The organism is Halorubrum rarum, from assembly GCF_048380895.1.
Taxonomy (GTDB): domain Archaea; phylum Halobacteriota; class Halobacteria; order Halobacteriales; family Haloferacaceae; genus Halorubrum.
In genome coordinates this window covers 42,083-64,548 of sequence record NZ_JBLWMN010000012.1, presented here as the reverse complement: position 1 = coordinate 64,548, position 22,466 = coordinate 42,083, and the positions used below count along the sequence as shown (strand labels likewise).

Annotated in this window: 23 protein-coding genes; 8 read left to right on the top strand and 15 right to left on the bottom strand. The window is 67.8% G+C overall.

Annotated elements, in window-relative coordinates; genetic code table 11:
- Positions 1–18: 18 nt before the first annotated feature.
- The 9 genes from ACNSN7_RS10665 to ACNSN7_RS10625 all read right to left on the bottom strand — a co-directional run bounded on the left by ACNSN7_RS10665 (position 19) and on the right by ACNSN7_RS10625 (position 8,367).
- Positions 19–480 carry a NuoI/complex I 23 kDa subunit family protein gene (locus tag ACNSN7_RS10665; RefSeq protein ID WP_418282267.1) on the bottom strand — a complete coding sequence of 154 codons (462 nt, stop codon included), beginning with the start codon at positions 478–480 and terminating at the stop codon, positions 19–21.
- Positions 480–1,550 carry a complex I subunit 1/NuoH family protein gene (locus tag ACNSN7_RS10660; RefSeq protein ID WP_418282266.1) on the bottom strand — a complete coding sequence of 357 codons (1,071 nt, stop codon included), beginning with the start codon at positions 1,548–1,550 and terminating at the stop codon, positions 480–482. The genes ACNSN7_RS10665 and ACNSN7_RS10660 overlap by 1 nt, the downstream gene beginning before the upstream one ends.
- On the bottom strand, positions 1,550–3,217 hold the full coding sequence (locus ACNSN7_RS10655) for an NADH-quinone oxidoreductase subunit D (RefSeq protein WP_418282265.1): 1,668 nt from the start codon (positions 3,215–3,217) through the stop codon (positions 1,550–1,552). Before ACNSN7_RS10655 ends, ACNSN7_RS10660 begins: the two co-directional genes overlap by 1 nt.
- Entirely contained in the window at positions 3,214–3,915 is a 702-nt protein-coding gene (locus ACNSN7_RS10650; protein WP_418282264.1) for an NADH-quinone oxidoreductase subunit B, read from the bottom strand. The genes ACNSN7_RS10655 and ACNSN7_RS10650 overlap by 4 nt, the downstream gene beginning before the upstream one ends.
- Entirely contained in the window at positions 3,912–4,331 is a 420-nt protein-coding gene (locus ACNSN7_RS10645; protein WP_418282263.1) for an NADH-quinone oxidoreductase subunit A, read from the bottom strand. Before ACNSN7_RS10645 ends, ACNSN7_RS10650 begins: the two co-directional genes overlap by 4 nt.
- A gap of 199 nt (positions 4,332–4,530) precedes the next feature.
- A complete protein-coding gene (locus ACNSN7_RS10640; protein WP_418282262.1) occupies positions 4,531–5,826 on the bottom strand; it encodes an MFS transporter in 1,296 nt (431 codons plus the stop codon).
- 78 nt (positions 5,827–5,904) lie between these two features.
- Positions 5,905–6,525, bottom strand: a complete 621-nt coding sequence (purE, locus tag ACNSN7_RS10635; protein WP_418282261.1) for a 5-(carboxyamino)imidazole ribonucleotide mutase — start codon at positions 6,523–6,525, stop codon at positions 5,905–5,907.
- A 72-nt stretch (positions 6,526–6,597) separates the two neighbouring features.
- Positions 6,598–7,749 carry an N-methyl-L-tryptophan oxidase gene (solA, locus tag ACNSN7_RS10630; protein WP_418282260.1) on the bottom strand — a complete coding sequence of 384 codons (1,152 nt, stop codon included), beginning with the start codon at positions 7,747–7,749 and terminating at the stop codon, positions 6,598–6,600.
- Positions 7,750–7,932: 183 nt separating this feature from the next.
- A complete protein-coding gene (locus ACNSN7_RS10625) occupies positions 7,933–8,367 on the bottom strand; it encodes a universal stress protein (protein WP_418282259.1) in 435 nt (144 codons plus the stop codon).
- Between the two features lie 109 nt (positions 8,368–8,476).
- Between ACNSN7_RS10625 and ACNSN7_RS10620 the strand changes: the two genes are divergently transcribed.
- On the top strand, positions 8,477–10,114 hold the full coding sequence (locus ACNSN7_RS10620) for a flippase activity-associated protein Agl23 (RefSeq protein WP_418282258.1): 1,638 nt from the start codon (positions 8,477–8,479) through the stop codon (positions 10,112–10,114).
- 10 nt (positions 10,115–10,124) lie between these two features.
- Here ACNSN7_RS10620 and ACNSN7_RS10615 read toward each other — a convergent pair whose 3' ends face one another.
- A complete protein-coding gene (locus ACNSN7_RS10615) occupies positions 10,125–11,078 on the bottom strand; it encodes a transcription initiation factor IIB (protein ID WP_418282257.1) in 954 nt (317 codons plus the stop codon).
- A gap of 313 nt (positions 11,079–11,391) precedes the next feature.
- Between ACNSN7_RS10615 and ACNSN7_RS10610 the strand changes: the two genes are divergently transcribed.
- Together ACNSN7_RS10610 and ACNSN7_RS10605 are read left to right on the top strand one after the other, a co-directional pair.
- A complete protein-coding gene (locus ACNSN7_RS10610) occupies positions 11,392–11,799 on the top strand; it encodes a DUF7961 family protein (protein WP_418282256.1) in 408 nt (135 codons plus the stop codon).
- Positions 11,800–11,803: 4 nt separating this feature from the next.
- Positions 11,804–12,427 carry an METTL5 family protein gene (locus tag ACNSN7_RS10605; protein ID WP_418282255.1) on the top strand — a complete coding sequence of 208 codons (624 nt, stop codon included), beginning with the start codon at positions 11,804–11,806 and terminating at the stop codon, positions 12,425–12,427.
- Between the two features lie 62 nt (positions 12,428–12,489).
- Here ACNSN7_RS10605 and ACNSN7_RS10600 read toward each other — a convergent pair whose 3' ends face one another.
- The 3 genes from ACNSN7_RS10600 to ACNSN7_RS10590 all read right to left on the bottom strand — a co-directional run bounded on the left by ACNSN7_RS10600 (position 12,490) and on the right by ACNSN7_RS10590 (position 14,928).
- Complete coding sequence (locus ACNSN7_RS10600; RefSeq protein WP_418282254.1) at positions 12,490–14,232, bottom strand: rhomboid family intramembrane serine protease; 1,743 nt, start codon at positions 14,230–14,232, stop codon at positions 12,490–12,492.
- A 100-nt stretch (positions 14,233–14,332) separates the two neighbouring features.
- On the bottom strand, positions 14,333–14,611 hold the full coding sequence (locus tag ACNSN7_RS10595; RefSeq protein ID WP_418282253.1) for a UPF0058 family protein: 279 nt from the start codon (positions 14,609–14,611) through the stop codon (positions 14,333–14,335).
- A gap of 101 nt (positions 14,612–14,712) precedes the next feature.
- Positions 14,713–14,928: a DUF7120 family protein gene (locus ACNSN7_RS10590; RefSeq protein ID WP_418282252.1), complete on the bottom strand. Its 216-nt coding sequence runs from the start codon at positions 14,926–14,928 to the stop codon at positions 14,713–14,715.
- Between the two features lie 179 nt (positions 14,929–15,107).
- On the opposite strand from ACNSN7_RS10590, the gene ACNSN7_RS10585 reads away from it, so the two are divergent.
- Both ACNSN7_RS10585 and ACNSN7_RS10580 read left to right on the top strand, forming a co-directional pair.
- Positions 15,108–15,800, top strand: coding sequence for a sulfite oxidase-like oxidoreductase (locus tag ACNSN7_RS10585; protein WP_418282251.1), 693 nt, complete (start codon positions 15,108–15,110; stop codon positions 15,798–15,800).
- Positions 15,801–15,902: 102 nt separating this feature from the next.
- Positions 15,903–17,240, top strand: a complete 1,338-nt coding sequence (locus ACNSN7_RS10580) for an isochorismate synthase (protein WP_418282250.1) — start codon at positions 15,903–15,905, stop codon at positions 17,238–17,240.
- 19 nt (positions 17,241–17,259) lie between these two features.
- Here the strand turns inward: ACNSN7_RS10580 and ACNSN7_RS10575 are convergent, their stop codons facing one another.
- Entirely contained in the window at positions 17,260–18,000 is a 741-nt protein-coding gene (locus ACNSN7_RS10575; protein WP_418282249.1) for a proteasome assembly chaperone family protein, read from the bottom strand.
- A 118-nt stretch (positions 18,001–18,118) separates the two neighbouring features.
- Between ACNSN7_RS10575 and ACNSN7_RS10570 the strand changes: the two genes are divergently transcribed.
- A complete protein-coding gene (locus ACNSN7_RS10570) occupies positions 18,119–19,063 on the top strand; it encodes an RsmB/NOP family class I SAM-dependent RNA methyltransferase (RefSeq protein WP_418282248.1) in 945 nt (314 codons plus the stop codon).
- The gene (locus tag ACNSN7_RS10565; protein ID WP_418282247.1) at positions 19,060–19,590 is read left to right on the top strand and encodes a DUF7122 family protein; all 531 of its coding nucleotides are present in this window, start codon (positions 19,060–19,062) and stop codon (positions 19,588–19,590) included. Before ACNSN7_RS10570 ends, ACNSN7_RS10565 begins: the two co-directional genes overlap by 4 nt.
- An 18-nt stretch (positions 19,591–19,608) precedes the next feature.
- Here ACNSN7_RS10565 and ACNSN7_RS10560 read toward each other — a convergent pair whose 3' ends face one another.
- Positions 19,609–20,937 carry a YncE family protein gene (locus ACNSN7_RS10560; RefSeq protein WP_418282246.1) on the bottom strand — a complete coding sequence of 443 codons (1,329 nt, stop codon included), beginning with the start codon at positions 20,935–20,937 and terminating at the stop codon, positions 19,609–19,611.
- Between the two features lie 280 nt (positions 20,938–21,217).
- Here ACNSN7_RS10560 and ACNSN7_RS10555 point away from each other — a divergent pair, with 280 nt between their 5' ends.
- Positions 21,218–22,456 (top strand): DUF7405 family protein, encoded by a 1,239-nt coding sequence (locus tag ACNSN7_RS10555; RefSeq protein WP_418282245.1) that lies wholly within the window; start codon positions 21,218–21,220, stop codon positions 22,454–22,456.
- Positions 22,457–22,466: the final 10 nt, after the last annotated feature.

Below are 22,466 nucleotides of genomic sequence, written 5' to 3'. Positions count from 1 at the left end.
GATTTCGAGACGATTCGATTACTGATAATCGACCTCGCCGTCGCCCTCGCCGACCCACGCACTGCGATCGGGGTTGCGGGACTCCAGCGGATCGATACCCTTGTACCACGGAACGTTCTTGAGCTGTTCTTTGTTGTACACGAACTCGTCTTTCGTGTCCGCGGTGAACTCGAAGTTCTGCGTCAACAGGATCGCGTCGACGGGGCAGACCTCCTCACACAGTCGACAGTAGATACACTGCCCGATGTGGAGGTTGTACTGCTCGCCGTTTCGCTGGTCGTCTTGCACGATCTGGATCGTGTCGTTCGGACAGACGTTCTCGCACTGTCGACACCAGATACACCGCTCCTGGCTGAACTTGTGGACGCCGCGGAATCGCGGGCTCACGTCGGGAGCCTCCTCCGGGTACTTCACCGTGAACGTCTTCCCGTCCAGGGCGTGTTTCATCGTCGTCGCCATCGATTTCATAAGTCCGATCATTACACGATCACCCCCACGAGCACTGCCGTGAGAACCAGGTTAGCGAACGATAACACCAGCATTCCCTTCCAGCCGATCTCTATCAGCTGGTCGATACGAACGCGCGGCAGCGCGGACCGAGCCCACTGCGTGAACAGGAAGAAGCCCCACACCTTCACGGTGAACCAGAGGAACCCGATGCTCTCCGGACCGGGGCCGGACGCCCCGCCGAGGAACACGACCGTGAGGATCGCGCCACCGAGGAACACGTGGACGAACTCGCCGAGGTAAAAGAGGACGAAGTACGCCGAGGAGTACTCCGTCTGGTACCCGGCGACGATCTCCGTCGGTGCCTCGGGAATGTCGAACGGGTTCCGTCCGATCTCCGCCATGTTCGCCGTGAGAAACAGCACGAACGCGAACGGATTCACCAGCGCGTACCACGCCGGGATCGAGACGCCGCCCACGGTGAACAGCGTCTCCGCTTGGGCGGCGACGATGCCGCTCATCTCGAGAGTCCCCGCGAAGATCACGACGGACATCGCCGTGACGATGAGCGGGATCTCGTACGCGAGGTTCTGTGCGACCGCGCGAAGCCCGCCGAGCATCGAGTACTTGTTGTTCGACGCGTAGCCGGCCATCACCAGCGATATCGAGGCGATGGAGGCGAACGCGAACACCAACGCGAGTCCGACCTCGGGGTCGGCGAGCTGGAGGTTCACCGGGCCGAGGTGCCCCATCGGGATCACCGAGAAACCCAGCAGCGCGGACGCGGGCAGGAGGATCGGTGCGAGGTCCCACGTCGGGCGGTCGACGCCCTCGGGAACGATGAGCTCCTTCGCGAGCAGTTGGACGGCCGCTGCCGGGATGATGAGCAGCCCGAACGGCCCGATCCGCTCGACCGCGAACCGGTCCGTGAACGCGGCCGTGATCTTTCGTTTCGCCCACGGCCCCGCGACGCCCGTGAACGCGAGCACGATGTTGCCGACGACGAACGCCGCGATCAACGCGGCGACGACCTCGCCGAGCACGCCCGGCAGCCCGAACGTGTCGACGATGAACTCCGGGAACAGCTGTGCGGGCGTCGCCATTAGCGGTCCACCTCCCCGAGCACGATGTCCAGGCTGCCGAGCGCGGCGACCACGTCGGGGATGTACTCCCCGTTCGCCATCTCGGGCAGCGTCTGGAGGTTCGAGAAGCACGGCGACCGGATCTTGAACCGGCCGGGCTTGTCCGTCCCGTCCGAGCGGATGTAGATGCCGAGCTCGCCCTTAGCGCCCTCGACGGCCCGGTATATCTCGGTGTCGTCGTCCGGTTTGAGCGTCCGGGGAACGTTCGCCTGAATGGTGCGCTCGTCCTCCGGCCAGTCCTCGAGCAGGTCGACGCACTGCTCGATGATCTTGGCGGACTCCTCGACCTCTCGCATCCGGACGAGCAGCCGGCTGTAGTTGTCACCGCCGTCCTCGGTGACGACGTCCCAGTCCAGCTCGTCGTAGTAGCCGTACGGGTCGTCACGGCGGAGGTCGTAGTCGACCCCCGACCCACGCGCGACCGGGCCGGTCGCGCCGTAGTTCTTCGCGACCTCCGGCGGGAGGATCCCCGTGCCGATCGTCCGCATCTGGAAGATCTCGTTGGAGGTGACGAGGTTGTGGTACTCCTCGACGGAGCCGGGCAGCTGGTCGAGGAAGTCGCGGGTGTTCGAGAAGAACTCCTCGCGCGGCTCCGGCAGGTCCCAGACGACGCCGCCGAGCCGGAAGTAGTTGAACATCAGCCGCTGACCCGTCAGGTCCTCTAAGAGGTTTTGGACCCGCTCGCGGTCGTTGATCGCGTACATGAACGTCGCCGTGAAGTCGCCGTTCACGTCGAGCGCGAACGTCGCCAGCGCGAGCATGTGGGCCGCGATACGGCACATCTCCGCGCCCATCGTCCGGATCACCTGCGCGTACTCGGGCACCTCGATGTCCGCGAGGTCCTCCGCCGCGCGCGCGTACGCCCATTCGTTGAGCAGGCCCGCCGAGATGTAGTCCCAGCGGTCCGGGTACGGCATGATCTGGTGGCGGTACGTCCCGTTCTGTGCCATCTGCTCTTCACACCGGTGGAGGTAGCCGATGTCCGGTTCGACGTCGACGACCTGCTCGCCGTCGAGCACCGTCTTCAGGTGGAGGACGCCGTGAGTCGCCGGGTGGTGTGGACCGATGTTGAGGAACATCGTGTCCGACTCATCGTCCCGGTGGTGGTCCTGCAGCGGGTTTGCGTGTGCGGGCAGCGAGGCGATCTGGGGCTGGGTCTGGTCGTAGTCCAGCGACAGCGGGTGGCCCTGCCACGTCTCCGGGAGGAGGATCCGGCGCATGTCCGGATGGTCGTCGTACTCGATACCGATCAGGTCGTACGCCTCTCGCTCGTGCCAGTCCGCCGTCCGGAAGACGGGGTTGCCTGACTCCGAGACCGGATCGTCTTTGTCCGCCGGCACGACGACGCTGACCTCCTGGGTCGGGTCGTCGAACTTCTTCAGGTGGTAGATCGACTCGTAGCGGTTCTCGTACTCCTGGGCAGTGACCGCCGAGAGGTGGTCGTAGCCGCCCTGCTCTTTGAGGATCGAGAGCGTCTCCTGGACCGTGTCCGGCCGGATCACGAAGCCGGGCGCGTTCAGGTGATCGTCGCGGTCGATGACGAGGTCACCGAGCAGCGCCTCCAGCTCCTCCGGGGTGCGTTCGGCGACGACGTCGGCCTCCTGTTCGTCGAGTGGTTCCAGGCTCATGGCGAATCAGCGAAGTTGTATCGCATGACGAGTTCGTCCTCGTCGATCTCGTCGACGAGCTGCTCGACGAGCTCGTCGCGTTCGAGATCGGAGAACTGTTCGAGTTCGTACGGCTTCACGGTGACCGGGGAGGCCTCGCCGTTGGCGACGCGCTCCTGCAGTTTGACGACGCCGTACACGAGCGCCTCGGGGCGGGGCGGACAGCCCGGGACGTGGATGTCCATCGGGATGACCTCCTCCGCGCCCTTGATCACGTTGTATCCCTCCTGGAACGGGCCGCCGGAGATGGTACACGACCCCATCCCGACGACGAACTTCGGCTCGGGCATCTGGTCGTACACGCGCTTCATCCGCGGGGCGAACTTCGAGACGATCGTCCCGGGGACGATCATCACGTCCGCCTGTCGCGGCGACGCGCGGGGGACCCCGCTCCCGAACCGGTCGAGGTCGTGTTTCACCGCGTAGGTGTGCATCATCTCGATGCTGCAGCAGGCGATCCCGAACTGCAGCATGAACATCGAGGAACCCCGACACCAGTTCAGAAATTTGTCGAACTTGGTGAGGATGAACGGGGAGGAGCCGAACGCCTCCCGGAGCCGGGAGTTGAAACGGTCCCCCTGCCCCTCCATGCGGCTGTCTCGAGTCTCCGTGACCACGCGCGATTCGTCGGTGATGAAGGGTCGTTGGTCGCTGCTCATTGATTTACGTCACGCTCCGTTTTTCTTCGGGTCGCGCGGGGGCTTTTGGTCCATTTGACCGCGCCCGTCCGCCACGCCCAGACGAGTCCGACCGCGAGGATCCCGACGAACGCCAGCATCGGCCACAGCAGATCGAGCATCGGAACGCCCGCCTCGAGGGCCGGGCGGTAGATGACGACCCACGGGAACAGCAACACGGTCTCGATGTCGAAGACGACGAACAGTAACGCGACCATGTAGTACTGAATGTTGAACCGGATCCGCGTCGTGCCCGTCGGGGTCTCGCCGGACTCGTAGATGGTACTTTTGCCTGTTTCCGGCACGCTTGGACGGAGTAGCGCCGACACTGCCATCATCGCAAGGGGGATGGCCAGGCCGACGACCGCCAGTGCGCCGATCGCTATCCAATCGCTCATATAGGTCTCCGTAACGTGCTGGGATTTGGACCGCCCCCTCATAAGCGTTGATTCTCGTGTGTCCCGAGGTTCGCTCGGCGAGACGGCGCGGCGCGAGAGACGTCGACGTCCGCGATGTTCGCGCGGTCGAGTCCGGAACTCGGGCGGTCGACGCTCGCGGGAGGAGAGCTCGGGCGGTCGATGCTCGCGGGAGGAGAGCTCAGGCGGTCGACGCTCGCGGGAGGAGCAGACAACACACGCTCGCGAGCAGGACGAGACCCGCGAGCAGGAAGAACCCCTCGTCGAAGAAGCCCGCCTCCGCGATCGTCCCGGCGACGACCGGGCTCGCCGCGCCGATCACCATGTATCCGGTTCTGAGCGCGCCCAGTCCCGACCCCTGTACGCCCGTCGGAAGCGCGGCGGTGAGGTAGGTCAACGTCACCGTTGAGTAGCCGAGAAAGACGCTGAGAAACAGCGTTACCGCGAGTACTGCCGAGGCCGAGTCCGCGAACGGAAGCGCCGCCAGCGCCCCGGCAGCGACGAACAGGATGACCGGAAGCGTCGGCCGGACGCCGTACGAGTCGTACGCGCGACCGCTCAACGGCTTGACGAGGGCCCCCATCGCGAAGAACCCGCCGAAAAGCACCGTCGCCGTCGTCGGCGCGAACCCCTTCACGTCGATGAGGTACGTCGGATAAAACCCCGTGAACGCCTGCCACGTACAGTAGCCGAGCGTCTGTACGAGCGCCACGACCAGGACGGGGCGGCTACGGAACGCGCCGCCGACCGTTCGCGCCGTGGCGGTCGCGCGGGCGAGGCGGGACCGATCGTCGGTCGGGTCCGCACGGGACGGGTCATTCGGGTCCGCACGGGACGGGTCGCGGTTCGACGGGTCCGTCGTCGCTGATCGACCGCCCGGTTCCTCGGGAACGGCGATCGCGATCCCGACGGCGGCCACCAGGAACGCCGGGATCGCGATCGCGAACCCGACCTGCCAGACGAAGGTTACGGCGAGGAAGCCCGCGATCGGCGGCAACACCGCGTTCCCGAGGTCTCCGGCGGCCATCGTCACCCCGATCGCGAGCCCGTCGTTGTCGGGGTAGACCTTCGAGAGGACGGTGAAGCGGCCGACGCCGTATAAGGCGGTGCTCAGTCCGAACAGCGCGGTTCCAACGAACAGGAGCTCGACGGTACCCGCGACGACGACGAGCCCGAGCGTGACGCCCGACACGAACGTGCTGACCACGAGCACCCGCCGCTCGCCGAGCCGATCGGAGAGCGCTCCGCTCGGGAGCTGTCCGAGCGCGTACACCAACCACAGGACGGTGAGCAGGAGCCCCACCGTCGACAGCGAGATCCCGTACGCGGTTCGGAGGTGGGGAACGAGGGCGGGATAGACGAGTCGCACGCCGAACGAGAGGAACCAGCCGCCCGCAACGACGACGAGGATCGGGGTGCGCGAGTCGCGACGGAGCGCCGAGAGGGAGTCACGAGCCCGTTCGAGCGACGTGTTCACGGATACCGGGTTGGTTCACGGCATCCGTATAAACCACGTCGGATACCGGGGAACGCGTCCGGGTTCATCGGTCGGTCCCTACTGCTCGCCGTGTTTCTCGCGGAACCCGTCGATCCCGAGGTCGTGGAGGTCCGCCGAGACGCCCGCGACGCCGCCTTTGAGGTCCTCGTGGTACTCGACGAGGCGCTCCTCGATGGCGTCGTGCTCGCGCGCGAGCACCTGTGCGGCCGACAGCCCCGCGTTGAACGACTTGCCCGCGTCGACCGCGACGATCGGTGCGCCCGTGGGCATCCCGATCACCGAGTCAACGGACTTCTCTTGTACCGGCACGCCGATCACGGGGATCGGGTAGGCGATCGACGCGGTCATGTTCGGGAGGTCCGCCGACTTTCCGCCCGCGCCCGCGATGAGGACGTCGAGACCGCGGTCGACCGCGGTCTCACCGTACGCGTACATGAGCTCCGGCGTGCGGTGTGCGGAGACGACGTAGCTCTCGTAGGTGAACCGGGCGTCCGGGGCGTCGTGGAAGTCGGTCTGCTCGGCGAACCCGAGCGCGTCGAGCGCCTCGTACGCGCCCGCCATCACGGGGAGGTCCGAGTCGGAGCCCATGATTATTCCGACGTCCGGGGTCGTTTCCGGTGCCGCGCCGGCCGCCGCCTCCGTCTCGAACCGGTCGATCAGTTCGCGTACCGTGGTCATGGAGGGGCTTTCGCCGGACGCGTATATGGAACCCACGGATGCGGGGCGGGGACGAGCACCGCTCCGGGTGCCCTACGCGAACCGGTCGGCTCGGAAGCGATCGACGTCGTGGTCCGTCTCCCCGTCGATCGCGAGGTCTGCGAGGATCTCGCCGACGACGCTCGCGAACTTGAACCCGTGTCCCGAGAAGCCGGCCCCGACGGTCACGCGGGGGTCGTCCGGGAGCCGGTCGAGGATGAAGTGGCCGTCCGGCGTATTCGTGAACAGACACGTCGAGAGCCGCATCGTCGGGCCGGCCCCCTCGGGGAAGCAGCGCTCGGCGTACGCGCGGAGCAGGTCCTCGTCCGCGGGTCGCGGCTCGCGACCGAACCCGTCGGGATCGACGACCTCCTCCCGGTGGTGGAACTTGCCGAGTTTGAATCCGGGGACGTCGTACCGAGGCGTGCCGTAGTAGTGACCGTCGCCGGTCGCGTGGACGAAAACGGGGAAGCTGTCGGGATCGAACGCCGCGGGCCTCGTCGGGTGAAGCCACGCGAGCACCTGTCGCTCGGGCACCGCGACTCCCGCCAGATCCGGGATCAGATCGGGAACCCACGCGCCCGCGGTGACGACGAGTCGATCCGCCTCGTAGGTGTCCTTCGAGGTCGTCACGCGGACGCCGCCGTCGGCGTCCGTCGATCCACCGTCGAACGTCGCGTACTCGTGGACCGGCTCGCGGGCGCGGATCGTCGCACCGGCCTCGTGTGCGGCCTCGACGCCGGCGACGACGCACGCGGACGGATCCAGAAAGCCGGCGTCCGGTTGGTACACCGCGCAGTGTCCCTCCGGAAGGTCGTACCCCGGAAAGCGGTCGTTCACCGCCGCGGCGGAGAGCCGTTCGTGGTCGATCCCGTGTGCCTCACACGCCGCCTGCGATCCGGTGACGATCCGGCTCCCCGGCGGCCCGGCGTCGATCCCGCCGGTGACGGAAAGGAGGTCACGACCCGTTTGCTCCTCCAGATCCCGCCAGCGTTCGTACGCGCTATCGACCAGCGGGACGTACGCGGGGTCCTCGTACTGCGTCCGTCTGATGATGCGCGTGCTGCCGTGGGAGGAGCCGCGGTCGTGTGGGACGTCGTAGCGTTCCAGGCCGAGAACGTCCAGTCCGCGGTCGGCGAGATGATACGTCGCCGCGCTTCCCATCCCGCCGACGCCGACCACGATCACGTCGTAGTGGTCCGACATACGCTACCGCTCCGGAGGAACCCGCAAGTAGTTGTCGGAAGGGTCCGCGATCGGAAGAGTCCGCGATCGGAAGGGTCCGCGAAAGGGACCGCGATCGGAAGAGTCCGCGGTCGGAAGAGTCCGCGGTCGGAAGAGTCCGCGATCGGAACCCTCCCGCGAACGCGACGGTCTTCCGGAACGTCGCTACTCCTCGGTCAGTTGGCGCACGGTCAACACCGGCACGTCGGAGGTGCGGACGACTCGCTCGGTGACGCTCCCGAGGAGGTATCGGTCGATCCCCTTCCGACCGTGCGTTCCCATCACGATCATGTCGATGTCGTACTCGTCGGCGTAGTCGATGATCGACCGATACGCGGTGCCGGACGTCACGCTCGTGACGCTGTCGACGCCGGCGTCGGTGGCCGCGCTCGCGACGCGCTCCGTCGCCTCCTTGCCCTCGGACTCGAGCGCTTCGATCACGATCTCGGAGCCGGCCTCGAGCGTCGAGTACGCGGCCCCGTCGACGACGTACAGCGCGTGCAGGCGCGCGTCGTACCGGTCGGCGAGGTCTATCGCGTGGTCTATCGCGGCGTCGGACGCCGGACTTCCGTCGGTCGGAACGAGGATCTCGTCGTACATGTCGTTCGGAGATACGTCCGGTTTCCCTTTAAACTCGACCCCGATCGGTCGACCGCGCCTACTCCGCGGAACGGAACACATACTACGCCGGCCCCGGAAGCCCGGGCGTATGCGTTGGAGACGAGACCGTACGCTCCTCGCGGTCGCCACCGTCGTCGCGGCCGCCGTTCTCGTTCGGATCGTCGGTCTCGGAACCCGTCCGTTCCACTGGGACGAGGCGCGGATCGGGTACTGGAGCCTCCGGACGCTGGAGTCGGGGACGTTCGAGGTCCGTCCCGTCGCCGGCGGTCCGCTCGTCTCGCACCTCTCCCGGCACGCCATCGCGGTCGGCGGCGCGTCGGACGCGGTCGCCCGCGTCCCCGTGGCCGTTCTCACCGGACTCCTCCCGGCGGTCGCGCTCCTCTTCCGTGACCGCCTCCGCGACGACGAGACGGTCGCGCTGGCGGTCGTCCTCGGATTCACCCCGCTCGTCGCGTACTACGGACGGTTCCTCCGCGGGGACGTGCTCGCGGCCGGTGCGGCGCTCGCCGTTGTCGGGTGTTGCCTCCGGTGGGTCGACACGGACCGCGACCGGTTCCTGTACGCGGCCGCCGCCCTCGCCGCCGTCGCGCTCGCCGCGTCCGGGTTCGCCGTGGCCACGGCGGTCCTCCTCCTCGCGTCCGGACTCCTCGTGCTCGACGAGCCGCGCGTCGCGGGCCGCGGACGGAGCGTTCCGGAAACCGTCGCGTCGGGCGGTGCGTGGACCGCGGCGCGCGCGACGCCGCTCGCCCGGGCGCTGTTCGCATTCCTCGGTGCGTGGGGGGTCCTCTTCGCTCCGCGCGGATACGGCGTCCTCGCCGACCCGATCGGGTTCCTCCTCGCGACGTACCGCGACCCCGTGACGTCGTTCCTCGCGGTCCGCGTCGCGGGGCGGGAGGGAACGGAGTTCCTCCCGTTCCTGACGAGTGCCGTCGGAACGCTCGTCGCTACCTCGGCGGTCGTCGCCGCGCTCGCGCTCGGCGGCTTCCTCGCGGATCGGTACCGCGCGCTCCCCGCGGTCGAGACGGAACGCTCCGTCGTTGCGCTCGCCGCGTTCTGGGCGGGGCTCGGCCTCCTCGGGTACCCGATCGTCGCGGCGGTCGTCGCCCCGTGGACGCTCGTTCACGTTCTCGTTCCCGCGAGCGTTCCCGCCGCCGTCGGGGTCGCCGCGACGTACCGGTACGGCCGGCGCGCGCTCGACCGCGAGGACGCTGCGCGCGCGGCGGCCGCACTGCTGCTCCTCGCGGCGGTCGGAGCCGGCGTCGGGGTCGCGGCCGTCGACGGGGTGTACGGTCCGAACGCCCCGGAGAACTCGTTCGCGAGCTACGGGCAGCCCGCGAGCGACCTCGAACCGCTCGTCGGGACGATCGACGCCGCGACCGCCGGCGACGGGACCGTGGTGTACGTCGGGGAGCGATACCACGCGTCCGACGAGGCGGCGCTCGACGCCCCGCCGATCGACGCCGCGGCCGACAGGTCGGCGTTCGGGGAACGGCTCCCGCTCGCGTGGTACGTCGCGCGCACGGACGCCGCGGTCGCGAGCGTCGCGTCACCCGAGGACATCGGCGCGGTCGCGGGGGACCGCGAGTCCACCGTGCTCGTCGCCGATCCGGCTCACGAGGGCGCGGTCGCGGAGCGGTTCCCCGATCATGAGGCCGAGACGGTCGAGCTCGCGCTGTGGAACCGGGAGGTAGTCGTCTTCGTGAAGGGGTCGTCCGCGGAGCCGTAGCGGGAGGCGTCTAGCGGAAGCCCATCGCTTCGATCTGTTCTTGATACCGGTTGCGGATGGTGACCTCGGTCACCTGTGCGACGTCGGCGACCTCGCGCTGGGTCTTCTTCTCGTTACACAGCAGGGAGGCGGCGTAGATGGCGGCCGCGGCGAAACCGGTCGGGGACTTCCCCGAGAGCAGGCCCTGTTCGGCGGAGACATCGATGATCTCGGTCGCTTTCGACTGGACCTCCTCGCTGAGTTCCAGCGAGGACGCGAAGCGGGGAACGAACTGCTTGGGGTCGACGGGTTTCAGCTCCAGGCCGAGCTCCTGGGAGATGTACCGATACGTGCGGCCGATCTCCTTTTGGGGGACCCGCGACACCTCGGCGACCTCGTCGAGCGATCGGGGGATCCCCTCCTGGCGACAGGCGGCGTACAGCGCGGCCGTGGAGACGCCCTCGATCGATCGTCCGCGGATGAGGTCCTCCGAGAGCGCTCGCCGGTAGATGACGGAGGCGACCTCGCGAACCGACCGCGGGACGCCGAGCGCCGACGCCATGCGGTCGATCTCCGAGAGCGCGAACTGGAGGTTGCGCTCGCCCGCGTCCTTCGTCCGAATGCGCTCCTGCCACTTGCGGAGCCGGTGCATCTGGGAGCGCTTCTCCGAGGATAACGACCGTCCGTACGCGTCCTTGTCCTTCCAGTCGATCGTCGTCGTCAACCCCTTGTCGTGCATCGTCTCGGTGATCGGCGCACCGACGCGGGACTTCGACTGGCGCTCCGAGTGGTTGAACGCGCGCCACTCCGGGCCGCGATCGATGGCCCGCTCGTCCAGTACCAGCCCACAGTCCTCACAGACGAGCTCCTGGTCGGCGTCGGTGACTATCTCGGTCGAATCACACTCCGGACACACCACCGCGTCCTCGTCCGATACCTGTTCGGTGTCCCGCTCCTGTTGGCGCTGTCGGCTCGGACGTTCCATTATAAGGTTTCTGGTTATGGTCGTATTTAAGAGTTTTTTACAGATGTCAGACAAAAGGACGATTTCCTCGGATCGAACCCGCCAGCCGACCCGGTGGATCTCCGTGCGGTCACCGTGTTTTCCCGACGGAACCACCGGCAATCTCTGCCCCGAGCCTCGGGACCTCTTCGGAACACGAGAGGTGAGCGCAGCCCGACGGATGATATAAAAAGACGGTGGATACCGGCCGGTGAATCGTACTCGCTCCCCGACATGAAATATTACTATAAAGCATTCACAAAGTCTTTTGTATAACCAAGAACAATAGGGTGGTATGAGCACTACGGAGTCAACGGGAATCGAGGCGGCGATCGACGGCTGTCGACCGGCGGACGTCGAACCGATCGTCGTCAACGGGGACGACCTCGAAAGCACCGCACCCGGACACCTTCGAGACCTGAAGTCGGAGCTCTCCGCGCGCGGGTACCATCCGGCGACCCTCGCGATCGACGCCTGTTTCGCCGAGGACTGTACGCTCGCGACCCAGGCGGAGGCGGACCGCCTGCGCGGCTTCGTGCGCGCCGCGGCGTTCCTCGGCGTCGGCCGGTTCGAGCTTCGCGTCGACGAGGTGGCCGAACCGGCGACGGTCGAGCCCGCGCTCGTCGCGCTCGCCGAGCGGGCGAGTCGAGAGGGCGTCGAACTCGTCTGTGTCGGCGACGCCGAGTTCGGGCCGGCGGCGTAAGGCGATGGGGACCAAGCGTTCGCTCGCGACGAAACTCGGCGTCGTCGCCGGCTTCGAGAACCCCCGAGTCGCGCTCGAACAGTACCCGACTCCGCCCGACCTGGCCGCACACGTCGTCCACCTCGCAGACCTCCACGACGACGTCGACGGACGGACGGTCGTTGACCTCGGGACGGGAACCGGCATGTTCGCGCTGGCCGCCGCCCTCCGGGGACCCGCTCGGGTCGTCGGGGTCGAGCTCGACCGGTCCGCGCTGGGAGTCGCGCGCGCGAACGAACGACGCGTCGCCGCCAGCGCCCCGGTCCACTGGATCCACGGAGACGCCGTCCGCCACCCGCTTTGCGTTCCGGACCCCGTCACCGTCGTGATGAACCCGCCGTTCGGCGCACGGGACGGGAACCGCCACGCCGACAAGGGGTTCTTACGGACCGCCAGCGACCTCGCGGAGGTCTCGTACTCGGTTCACAACGCCGGAAGCCGGGAGTTCGTCGAGTCGTTCGCCGCGGACAACGGCGGCGAGGTCACCCACGCGTTCGCGGCCGACTTCGAGGTCGACGCGCAGTTCGACCACCACACCGACGACGCCCGCGAGATCGACACGGAAGTGTACCGGATCCGGTGGGACTGACCGGAGCTCGCCCGGCGTGACCGGGAACGGCATCGCCCGGTCGTCGATCGGACGCCCGTTCCCTATCGCTCTCTCCCCTCGTACCGCTCCTCCTCCGCTATCCTGACGCGCGAGTCGCCCCGCTCGGCGTACACCGCCCGGTCCTCCCGAACGAACCGCACGTCCTGGAGGGTGACCGACTCGTTCGCCGCCGGGATCGGCGCGGTCTCGTTCGTCCCGTCGTGTTCGACGCGGAGCTCGAAGCCGCCCTCGACCGCGGCGACCGTCGTGGTCCGACCGTCGATTCGGGGCTCCGCCTCCTGCGGATCGCTCACGAACGCGGTGGACCGCTCCCCGTCGTGGATCAGATCGACCCGATAGGTCGGGTCGCCGTTCGCGGGGACCCAGCCGGTCCGCTGGGCCCAGACGGTCTCGCGCCAGCCCGTCCCGCCGATGTCGACCGCGCGGTACTCCCAGTGAGCGAGGTTCCCCCGGGAGACCGCCGTCGTCCAGATGTGCCTGTCCGCGTTCTTCACTATCACCCCCGAGGTGCGTACCGACGTCGACCGCCCGAACGCCTCCACGTCGATCACGCTCACCATCTGGTCCTCGACGTTCTCCGCGTACGTCACCTGATACCCCTCGATCTCGATCGGATCGCCCGGCAGGTCGTCGTCGCCGACGGTGACGAGGTTCGGCAACACCCCCGGTCCGGCGACGACCGCCAGCGCCAGTACGACGAGCACGAACCCGACTGCGGCCGGCGTCGCGGAGCCGATCGCCGACCGCAGCGTCGACGGGTCGGGAACGGCGACGTCGGGTCGAAACGGCTCGTCCCGCCCGGCGACCGCGACCGCGACGATGACGGCGAGGGCGACGAGCAGCGCGAGCCCGAGCGCGCGATACAGCTCGTACTGCTCGTTGCCGAGGTACCAGTAGATCGCCCACAGCCGGCGAGACGCACCGAACAGCAGCACCGCGCCGAAGACGACGATCGCGGAGGCGCGCGTCGGCGTGTCGACCGCGGTCGCGTCGTTCGGGCGACGCCGCCGGACCACCCACACCGCCGCGAGGATCCCGGCGATCAGCCCGAGCGCATGTCCCTGTACGGCGATGTTCGCCCAGCTCGGCGGGCCGTACGAGGAGGTCGCGGCGGCGACCTCGACCGGGCTCGCGAGCGTCGCGCGGACGACGCTCGCGAACGTCGACGCCGTCAGCGCCGCGATCGTCCCGATCGGATAGTGGACCAGGGCGAACCCCCAGAGCGCGAACACGACGCCCGAGAAGCCGATCACCGGCCCGAGCGCGAACAGCGACGACACCGCACCGAACAGCAGGATCGCGCCGGGAACGACGAGAAACGCCCGGACGAAGGGGTTCGTCCTCGCGGACGCGAACGTCGACGAGCCGCGCTCGCGCGGAAAGTGCCCGTACGCGTACTCCGCGAGGGTACCCGCGACGAGCGTCGACAGCAGGTTCCCGGTGACGTGACTCCGGCTGGAGTGGGCGAAACCGGACCACACCACGCCCTCCGGATAGAAGTACGACCACGCCCGAAACGGGATCACGACGGGGCGATTCGGGTGCTCGATCCCGTTTTGTACGAACAGATACACGCAGACGACGACCCCGATCGCGACGAGCGTCCCCCAGGGAACGCCGAGCAGCAGCCGCGAGCGGAGTCGACGTCCCCACGAACCGGCCGGGCGGTCGAGCGTATACACGACGGCGAGGGCGGCGGCGGCCGTCACGCCCGCGACGAACAGGTGGACGACGTCGGACCGAAACAGGCGCGCGACGTCGGTGAGGATCGGCTCCGCAACCATACGAGGAACACAACGACCGATCAGCAATCAATCCGTGGATCCGGGCGGCGGCCCGTGGATCCGGACGGCGATCGGCTCGCAGCCTCGACGAACGGACGGCTCAGATCTTGTTCTCGGCGTCCGTGGCGAGCTCTTTCATCCGCTTGCCGACGCGGCCGGCGGGGGAGAACTCGTCCTCGCTCATCGCGCTTGCCAGGGCGTTTCCGAGGACGAACACCGCGTGTTTGTGCTCGCTTTTGGATTTGTGAACGTGCGAGGGGTCGACGCTGAGCTCGTCGTACGGTTCGAAGAGTCCGTCGCTGACGGTCTCTTGACTCCGGAAGTGTTCCATGATCGTGACCATCTGTTCGTGAAGCTCCAGCAGTTCGTCTTTGTGCATACCACTCGTAGGGTGTGTGAACCTTTTAAGGTTTGTTGAGGGTGAGACACACGAACTCGTCGAACGGACGGTACGTCGGCAAGAGGGGTCCTGAAAACGACTCAGAAAACGTATTCGTCTTCGTGACCCATCATCCCCTCCTCCTCGAAGCCGCTCGTCTCCTCGTCGTCCCGAGGGCCGCTCGTTTTGAACGCTTTGATACCGGTCGACAGCAGTTCCTCGACGGCCTCCTCGCGGTTGAGGAACTCGCCTTGCTCGACCATCTGGGCGATCTGCATCTCAAGATGCTCCGGTACGGTGATCTCGACTTTGGGCATTCTCTGTGCGGGTGTAATGGGATGGCCTATATAAACTTGGCGTCGGTGATACGATCATTAGAAAGGTTAGTACGGTGTATTCGAAACTGAGTTTTGTGTACTAGAAGCGTGATTCAGCAACATCCAAACGATGCGCGGACGAGCGACACCCATACGTGAGCGCAGTCCGTGGATCGGGCATGACCGGGAATCACGCCGAGGCGAGCGACGACGGGAGCGGTGCCGTCGACGACGCGGCTGGGGCCGTCGACGGGGGGACCGCGGCCGCGAACGCCGACGACGTCGACGACGTCACCGATCTATATACGGAGTACGCCGACGAACGACTCCCGCCCGGACAGCGTCGAACGGACCGGTTTCCGGTCCTCTCGAAGAGCGGTACGCCGTCGTCGGACCCTTCGACGTACGATCTCGAGGTGTGGGGTGCAGTCGAGAACTCGCTGTCGTACTCGCTTGCAGCGTTTCGGGATCTCCCGTCGGTGACCCAGCGACAGGACTTCCACTGCGTCACCGGCTGGAGCAAGTTCGACTGTCGGTTCACCGGCGTTCCGTTCTCCGAGATCGTCGAGCGAGCCGACGTCGACGACGACGCCGAGCACGTCGTATTCCACGCGCGTGACGGGTACACGACGGACCTCCCGCTCGCGGACTGCACCCGTGACGAGGTGCTTTTCGCGTACGCGTACGACGGTGACGACTTGCCCGCCGATCACGGCGGACCCCTCCGCGTGGTGACGCCGCACAAGTACGCATATAAGGGCGCAAAATGGGTGTCGGGCGTCGAGTTCCTGACGCACACGGAGCTCGGCTACTGGGAGAAACGGGGGTACAGCGACGCGGCGAACCCGTGGAACGAGGAGCGGTACAGTTGATCGACGCCGATCCGGTTCCGGGAGTGAGTTCGGATCCGATCCCGGGAGCGGATTCGGGACCGATAGTTAGCGTAAAGGCATCGGGAGCCTGATCGGTTCGCAATGGAACCGCCGCGCCCGCGGTCGTCCCCGATGCTGGTCAGTCGTACGACCGGAATCGACACACCGGGGTTCGACGCGGCGTTCGATGCCCTCTCGACGCCCCGAACGACCTGGAGTGCCCCCGACGACGCCGTCGTTCTCGGCGGCGGCGCGGCAGCAACGCTCACCGCGACCGGGAAACGACGGTTCTCGCGGATCCGCACCGCGGCCGAGGAGCTGTTCGGGTCCGGCGACGTCCACGCCGGCACCGAGGCCGCCCGCCCGCGGCTGTTCGGCGGGTTCGCGTTCCACGAGGGGGCCTGTGACGGCGCTCCGTGGGGGTCGTTCCCGGAGGCCCGGTTCGTTCTCCCGCGGGTCCAGATCACGTTCGCGGACAACGGGACGTGGCTCACGGTGAACGCCACGGGGCCGGACGCGACCGTCGACGCGGTCGAAGCTCGGCTCGACCGCGAGATCGAGCGGTTCAGCGGGCTCACCAGCGACGCGCGTCGACCGCCGCGGCCGGGTATCCGCGAGCAGCACCGGACGATGAGCCGCGAGGAGTGGCGTGAGAGCGTCGACGCGGCCGTCTCCCGGATCCGCGGCGGCGACCTCCGAAAGGTCGTGTTGGCACAGGCGCTGGAGGCCGAACTCCGGGCGGACCTCCCGCGGGCGGCCACGCTGGAGCGGCTCGCCGAGAAGTACCCCGACTGCTACCGGTACTGTTTCGAGCCCGACGACGGCGACGCCGTCTTCTTCGGCGCGACGCCGGAACGACTCGTCTCGCTTCGCGGGCGGACCCTCGAGACGGACGCGCTCGCCGGGACGACGGGACGGGGTGAGACGCCCGCGGAGGACGAGTGGCTGGCAGCGGAGCTGTCGACCGATTCGAAGAACGTCCACGAACACGAACTCGTCGCGGAGACGATCCGCGAACAGCTCGAACCGTACGCCGCGTCGATCTCGGCCGGCGATCGACGGGTTCGGCGACTCGCCACGGTTCAGCACCTGCACACGCCGATCACGGCCGAGCTGACGTCCGACGACCACGTGCTCGAACTCGTCGAGGCGCTCCACCCGACGCCGGCGGTCGGCGGGCTCCCGCCGGACCGCGCGCTCGAAACGATCCACGAGACGGAGCCGTTCGATCGCGGGTGGTACGCCGCACCGGTCGGCTGGATCGATGCCGCCGGCAACGGCGCGTTCGCGGTCGCCATCCGGTCGGCCGTCGCCGGCCCGCGACGGACCACGCTGTTCGCCGGCGTCGGTCTCGTCGCCGACTCCGATCCGGACCGGGAGTGGGACGAGGTACAGCTCAAGTACCGACCGATCCTCGACGAGCTGGAAGCGGACGAGTGACTCGCACGCGGGTCGAACGCTACTGATACATCTTGAGCGGTTCGGCCTGTGAGCTGTCCTCGGTCGACTGCTGCATCCGTTTCGCGAACTGCTCTTTCGCCTCGCGGATCTCGGTCGCGTGGTCGACGAGCCCCTCGATCGGCGTCGTCATGCCCGCGATGGGGTCGATCCCGTCCGCGATCAGGATCCTGGACGCCTCCGGATCCGGGAACTGGGGGTCGGACTCGACGACCAGTCCGACCGCCGGGGAGCCCCGCTCCAGCGCGTCGGCGAGCATCGCGCCCGTCGGTCCGGAGACGAGTCCGGACTCGGACGGCTCCTCGATCGACGCGTCCGAGAGTCGGTCCGACGCGCCGTCAGTGGCGACCCCGTACAGTCCGGGCGGCGACTCTCCCTTCTCGCGAGCGAGCCCCGAGAGGTAGATGGGGAGGACGCTCTCCTCGTCGAACCAGCCGGCGAGACACCCGGAGAACTCGACGGCTGCGGCGGGACTCACGGGAACGTCGCTCTGGAGAGCGATCAGGTCGCGCTCCGCGTCCGCGTACAGGCGAACGGGCGTGGTGAGTACCGTCTCGCCCTCGTGATACGTCGCGACCCTCGGGATCCCCTCGCAGTGGACGTTCGCGTAGTGGTCCATCTCGTAGACGTCGATCAGGTGGTCCACGGCGATCTTGCCGACCAACCCGACGCCGGGGAACCCCTCGACCAACACCGGATCCGACAGCGTGACCGCGTCGTCGACGACGGATATTCCTGCCATACGTCCACATACGTCGGGCGAGGGCCTAAACTCCTCCCCCCGTATCGGCCCGCGACGGGACGGTGGGAACGCTCTCGCGGTCCGAAACCGACTAACCGCATCACGCGAAACGACCGGTATGAATCCGCTGGAGCGGTACGAGTCGCTCGTCGACGACGTCGATGCGTTCCGGGCGGCCTGCGAGCGACCGCTCCCGTCGGTCGTTCGGGTCAACGGGATCACGGCCGAACCGGCGCGGGTCCGCGCCGCGCTCGACGAGGAGGGCGTCGCGTACGAGCCGGTCGGGTGGCACGAGGGACTGTTCCGGCTCCCGGACGGGAGCCCCGGTACCAACTGGCCGTACGTCCACGGCTGGCTCCACGGGCAAGAGGAGGTGTCCGTCCTTCCCGGACTCGCGCTCGACGCGCGGCCGGGCGAACGGGTCTGGGACGCCTGCGCCGCGCCGGGCAGCAAGACGACCCAGATCGCCGACGACATGGACGACGAGGGAACCGTGGTCGCCAACGACAACAACCTCGGTCGGCTCTCCGCGCTCCGGCACAACGCCGAGCGGCTCGGCGTGACGAACACGGTGGTCACGAACCAGGACGCCCGGAACTTCTCGATGAAACCCCTCGCGTTCGACGAGTTCGACCGCGCGCTCGTCGACGCGCCCTGTTCGTGTGAGGGAACCTGCCGGAAGAACCCGGACGTGCTCGATCAGTGGACGTTCGGGCACGTCGAGGCGGTCGCCGGGATCCAGAAGGGGATCCTCGCGCGGGCCGTCCAGGCGACCCGGCCGGGCGGGACCGTGGTCTACTCGACGTGCACGTTCGCGCCCGAGGAGAACGAGGCCGTCCTCGACCACGTCCTCCGCGAGGAGGACTGCGAGGTCGTCGCGTTCGACCTCCCGCTGGAGACGGTCCCGGGCGTCACGGAGTGGGACGGCGAGACGTACGACCCGAGCGTCGAGCGCGCCCACCGGGTGTACCCGCACCACAACGACACTGGCGGGTTCTTCTGTGCGAAGCTCCGGGTCGGAGCGCGCGCCGAGGAGTCGAGCGCTCGGGGGGTGGACGCGTGAGCGACGCGACCAACGACGGCCAGCGGTTCGACCGGCTTCCGGAGACGCCGGCCGACCGCGACGTCGAGGGACGGGCGAGCCGGCGCGAAGTGCTCGACTGGTGGCACGAGCGGTTCGGGATCGCGCCGGAGACGTTCGAGGGATACACCTTCTGGGAGAAGGGGGCCGGGAAGATCTGGATCTTCAACGGCGAGGCCTCCGACCCGAGCCGCGTCGAGGCGATCGGGATGACGTTCCTCCGGACGCGACAGGAGCACTGGAAGCCGACGACGCGGGCGGTCCAGCGGTTCGGACACCTCGCGACGAGAAACGTGATCGAGGTGGAGCCGGCGGCAGCCGTGTGCTTTGCCGCCGGCGAGGACCAGGAGCGTCCCGAGTGGGACGGCGACTGGGGATACCTCGTCGTGAGCCACGAGATCGGCGGCGGGACCGCGCCGATCGGCGTCGGGCTCTACCTGTACGACGAGCTCCGGTCCGTGGTTCCGAAGGGGAGTCGAGCGGAGCTGCCCGCCGTCGACCGCGAATAGTCCTCGACCGCGAGCCGATCAGTACGGCGGCGACGTGAAGCCGTCGAACGCCTGAAGCGGTCGCACGCCGATCCCGTGGAAGTCGCTGTCCTCGTTGTCGCCGTCGGGCTGGACGACGTCGACGATCTCGCGGCTCTCGACGTCCAGAACCGCGTAGCCGGGATTGATACCCGTGGCGGCGTGGGGATCACCCGAAAGCGGGTTCGGGCCGCGCAGGGTGACGAACATGTACTCCCCGTCGGGGGAGGCCCACATGATGTCCGGCGAGTCGGCCTCGTTCGGGTTCTCGGACTGTTCGGGGCCGAACGCGTCTATCTCCTCGATCACCTCGTCGGTGTCGGGATCGATGACGAGGCCGTCGTTCGTCTCGCGGTTGAGCACCCATAGCTCCTCGCCGTCGGGGGTGAACCAGAAGCCGTGCGCGTCGACGCCGCCGGTCGACTCGACGGTCGCTACCTCGTCGTCCGCGGTGTCGTACACGTAGAAGTCGCCGACGCCCTCGGCGGCGACGGGGTCCTCGTCGGGGTCCGCGTCCGGGTCGGAGGGAAGCCCGGCGGTGAGGTAGAACTTCTCGTCGGTCGGATGCGACACCGTCCCGCAGTTCGTCGGGATCTCGTCGCCGGAGTACGCGCGGTCGACGGAGAAGTCGTCGTGATCGACGATCACGAGCGCGGCGTCGTGGTAGCTCGGTCCCATCGTGTGGATCGAGCGGCCGTCCTGGGCGTACTGGTGGCAGATCGGGGAGCCGTCCTCGATGCCGGCGTCGACGATCGTCTCGTCCTCGCGGACGTCGATCGAGTCGACCTGCTCGAACTCCTCGTTCTCGAGGTCGACGTCGACGCGGACGATCTCCTCTTCGCCGATCGCGTCGACGTGGATGTACTCGTCGTCCGGGGAGAAGCCGGCGAAGTGCGAGCCGGCTCCGGTTTCGAGGTTCGCGACGAGCTCGCGGTCCTCGGTCCGGTAGACGAGCGTCCGCGCGCCGGCCGTACAGGCGACGGCGGCGTACTCGTAGTCGGAGGAGTAGTCGACCATGTGCGGGACCTCGCCGCCCTCCGCACCGGTGTCGATCGCGTCGACCTGCTCGAACTCGCCGTCGCCGGTCGGCTCGTGGATGTAGATCGTGTTCGTCCCCTGGTCGGCCGACCAGATCTCGTACGCCGGCTCCTCGTCGACGTCGTCCGGTTCCTCCTCGGGCTCTTCGGTCTCCTCCGGAGTGTCCTCCGGCGGCTCCTCCGTCGCTTCCGGCGTCTCCTCGGGTGCGTCGTCGTCGGCACAGCCGGCCAGCGCAGCGACGCCGGTGGCCGTCGTGCCAGCGATAAACGTTCGTCGAGTCGTCTGCTTCATACTACAGGTATTCTTTCGTCACAGTAACTAAAGGGTGGCGATGACACGAGAGATATCGAGGGTTTAAGGCCACTAAGAACGCCGAAAACGGTAGAATAGAACTGTCATAGATAGCTGGGTTTTTTGCCGATATCTGTGAGGACGGGATCGGCGACCGATCGGCGGTTCGAGCCATCGACGACGTCGTCGATGACGTGTTCCCGATCACGCGGCCGTCATCGGACACTGCAGTCCTCGGGTGGACGGACAGCCTCTTGGGGGTACACGCGGTATACGGTTCGTGACCGTTCCGAGTCGCGGATCGCTCTCCCGTCGGGAGTACCTCCGTGCGGCAGTCGCGGCCGGCGGCGCGGCGGGACTCTCGGCCTGTCTCGAGGGAACCGAGGAGCGTTCGGTTCCCACGGGTGACCCGACCGACCGTCCGGAGCGACAACACGCGTGGAACGCTGCGTTACCGACGGACGACGACGGGAACCGCATACCGCCGGAACACCGCGTGCTGCTCCCCCTCCGCCTTCGGACCGACCCGACCGACGACGCGAGGGCGGCCGTCGAGGCCGCCTTCGAGACGCTCGAACGGGCGTACGACTACGATCCGGACGGACTGCTGTTCTCGGTCGGCTACTCGCCGCGATACTTCGACCGCCTCGACGACGTCGACTCGCCGGTCCCGGAGCCGGCGGCGTTGACGGCGATGGAGTCGCCCGAGTTCGACCGGTTCGATACGATCGTCCACCTGGCCGGCAACGACCCCGCAGTCGTGCTGGAAGCCGAGCAGGCGCTGTTCGGTGAGGCGGATCCGAACGGTCTCGACCCGACGCCGCTGGACGACGTCTTCGAGCGCGCGGAACCGCGTCGAACCGGGTTCATCGGGGCGGGCCTCCCGGCCGAACACGCCGACCTCGACGGCGTCCCGGAGTCGATACCGGCGAACGCGCCCTTTTTCATGGGCTTCCGATCGGGATTCGAGGAGAGCCAGGCCCCCGAGGACCGCGTGACGATCCGGGAGGGGCCGTTCGCCGGCGGCACGACGCTTCACGTGTCGAGCATGGAGCTGAACCTGCAGCAGTGGTTCGAGCAGGACAGCCACGCCCAGCGGGTCGCGAAGACGTTCAGTCCCGTTCACGCGGAGGAGAGGGTGGGCGAGATCGGAGAGGAACTGGGAGCGACGACCGGCGCGCTCGGCGTCGCCGACGAGACGGAGGCGCACGCTCGAACCCGCGGCGTGGTCGGTCACGCCCAGAAGGCTGCTCGGGCGCGGGACGACGACGGGACGCCGCCGCTGCTTCGGCGTGACGTGAACACCGTCGACGGCGACGTGCCGGGCGTCCACTTCATCTCCTCCCAGCGCACGATCGACGACTTCGTTCGGGTCCGCGACGCGATGACCGGGGCGGATCTCACCGACGCCGGCGTCGGACAGCGGCTGAACAACGGCATACTCCAGTACGTGTTCGTTCGACGGCGGGGGAACTTCCTCGTTCCGCCGCGGTCGATGCGAGCGCTTCCCAACCCGTGAGAGACGACGG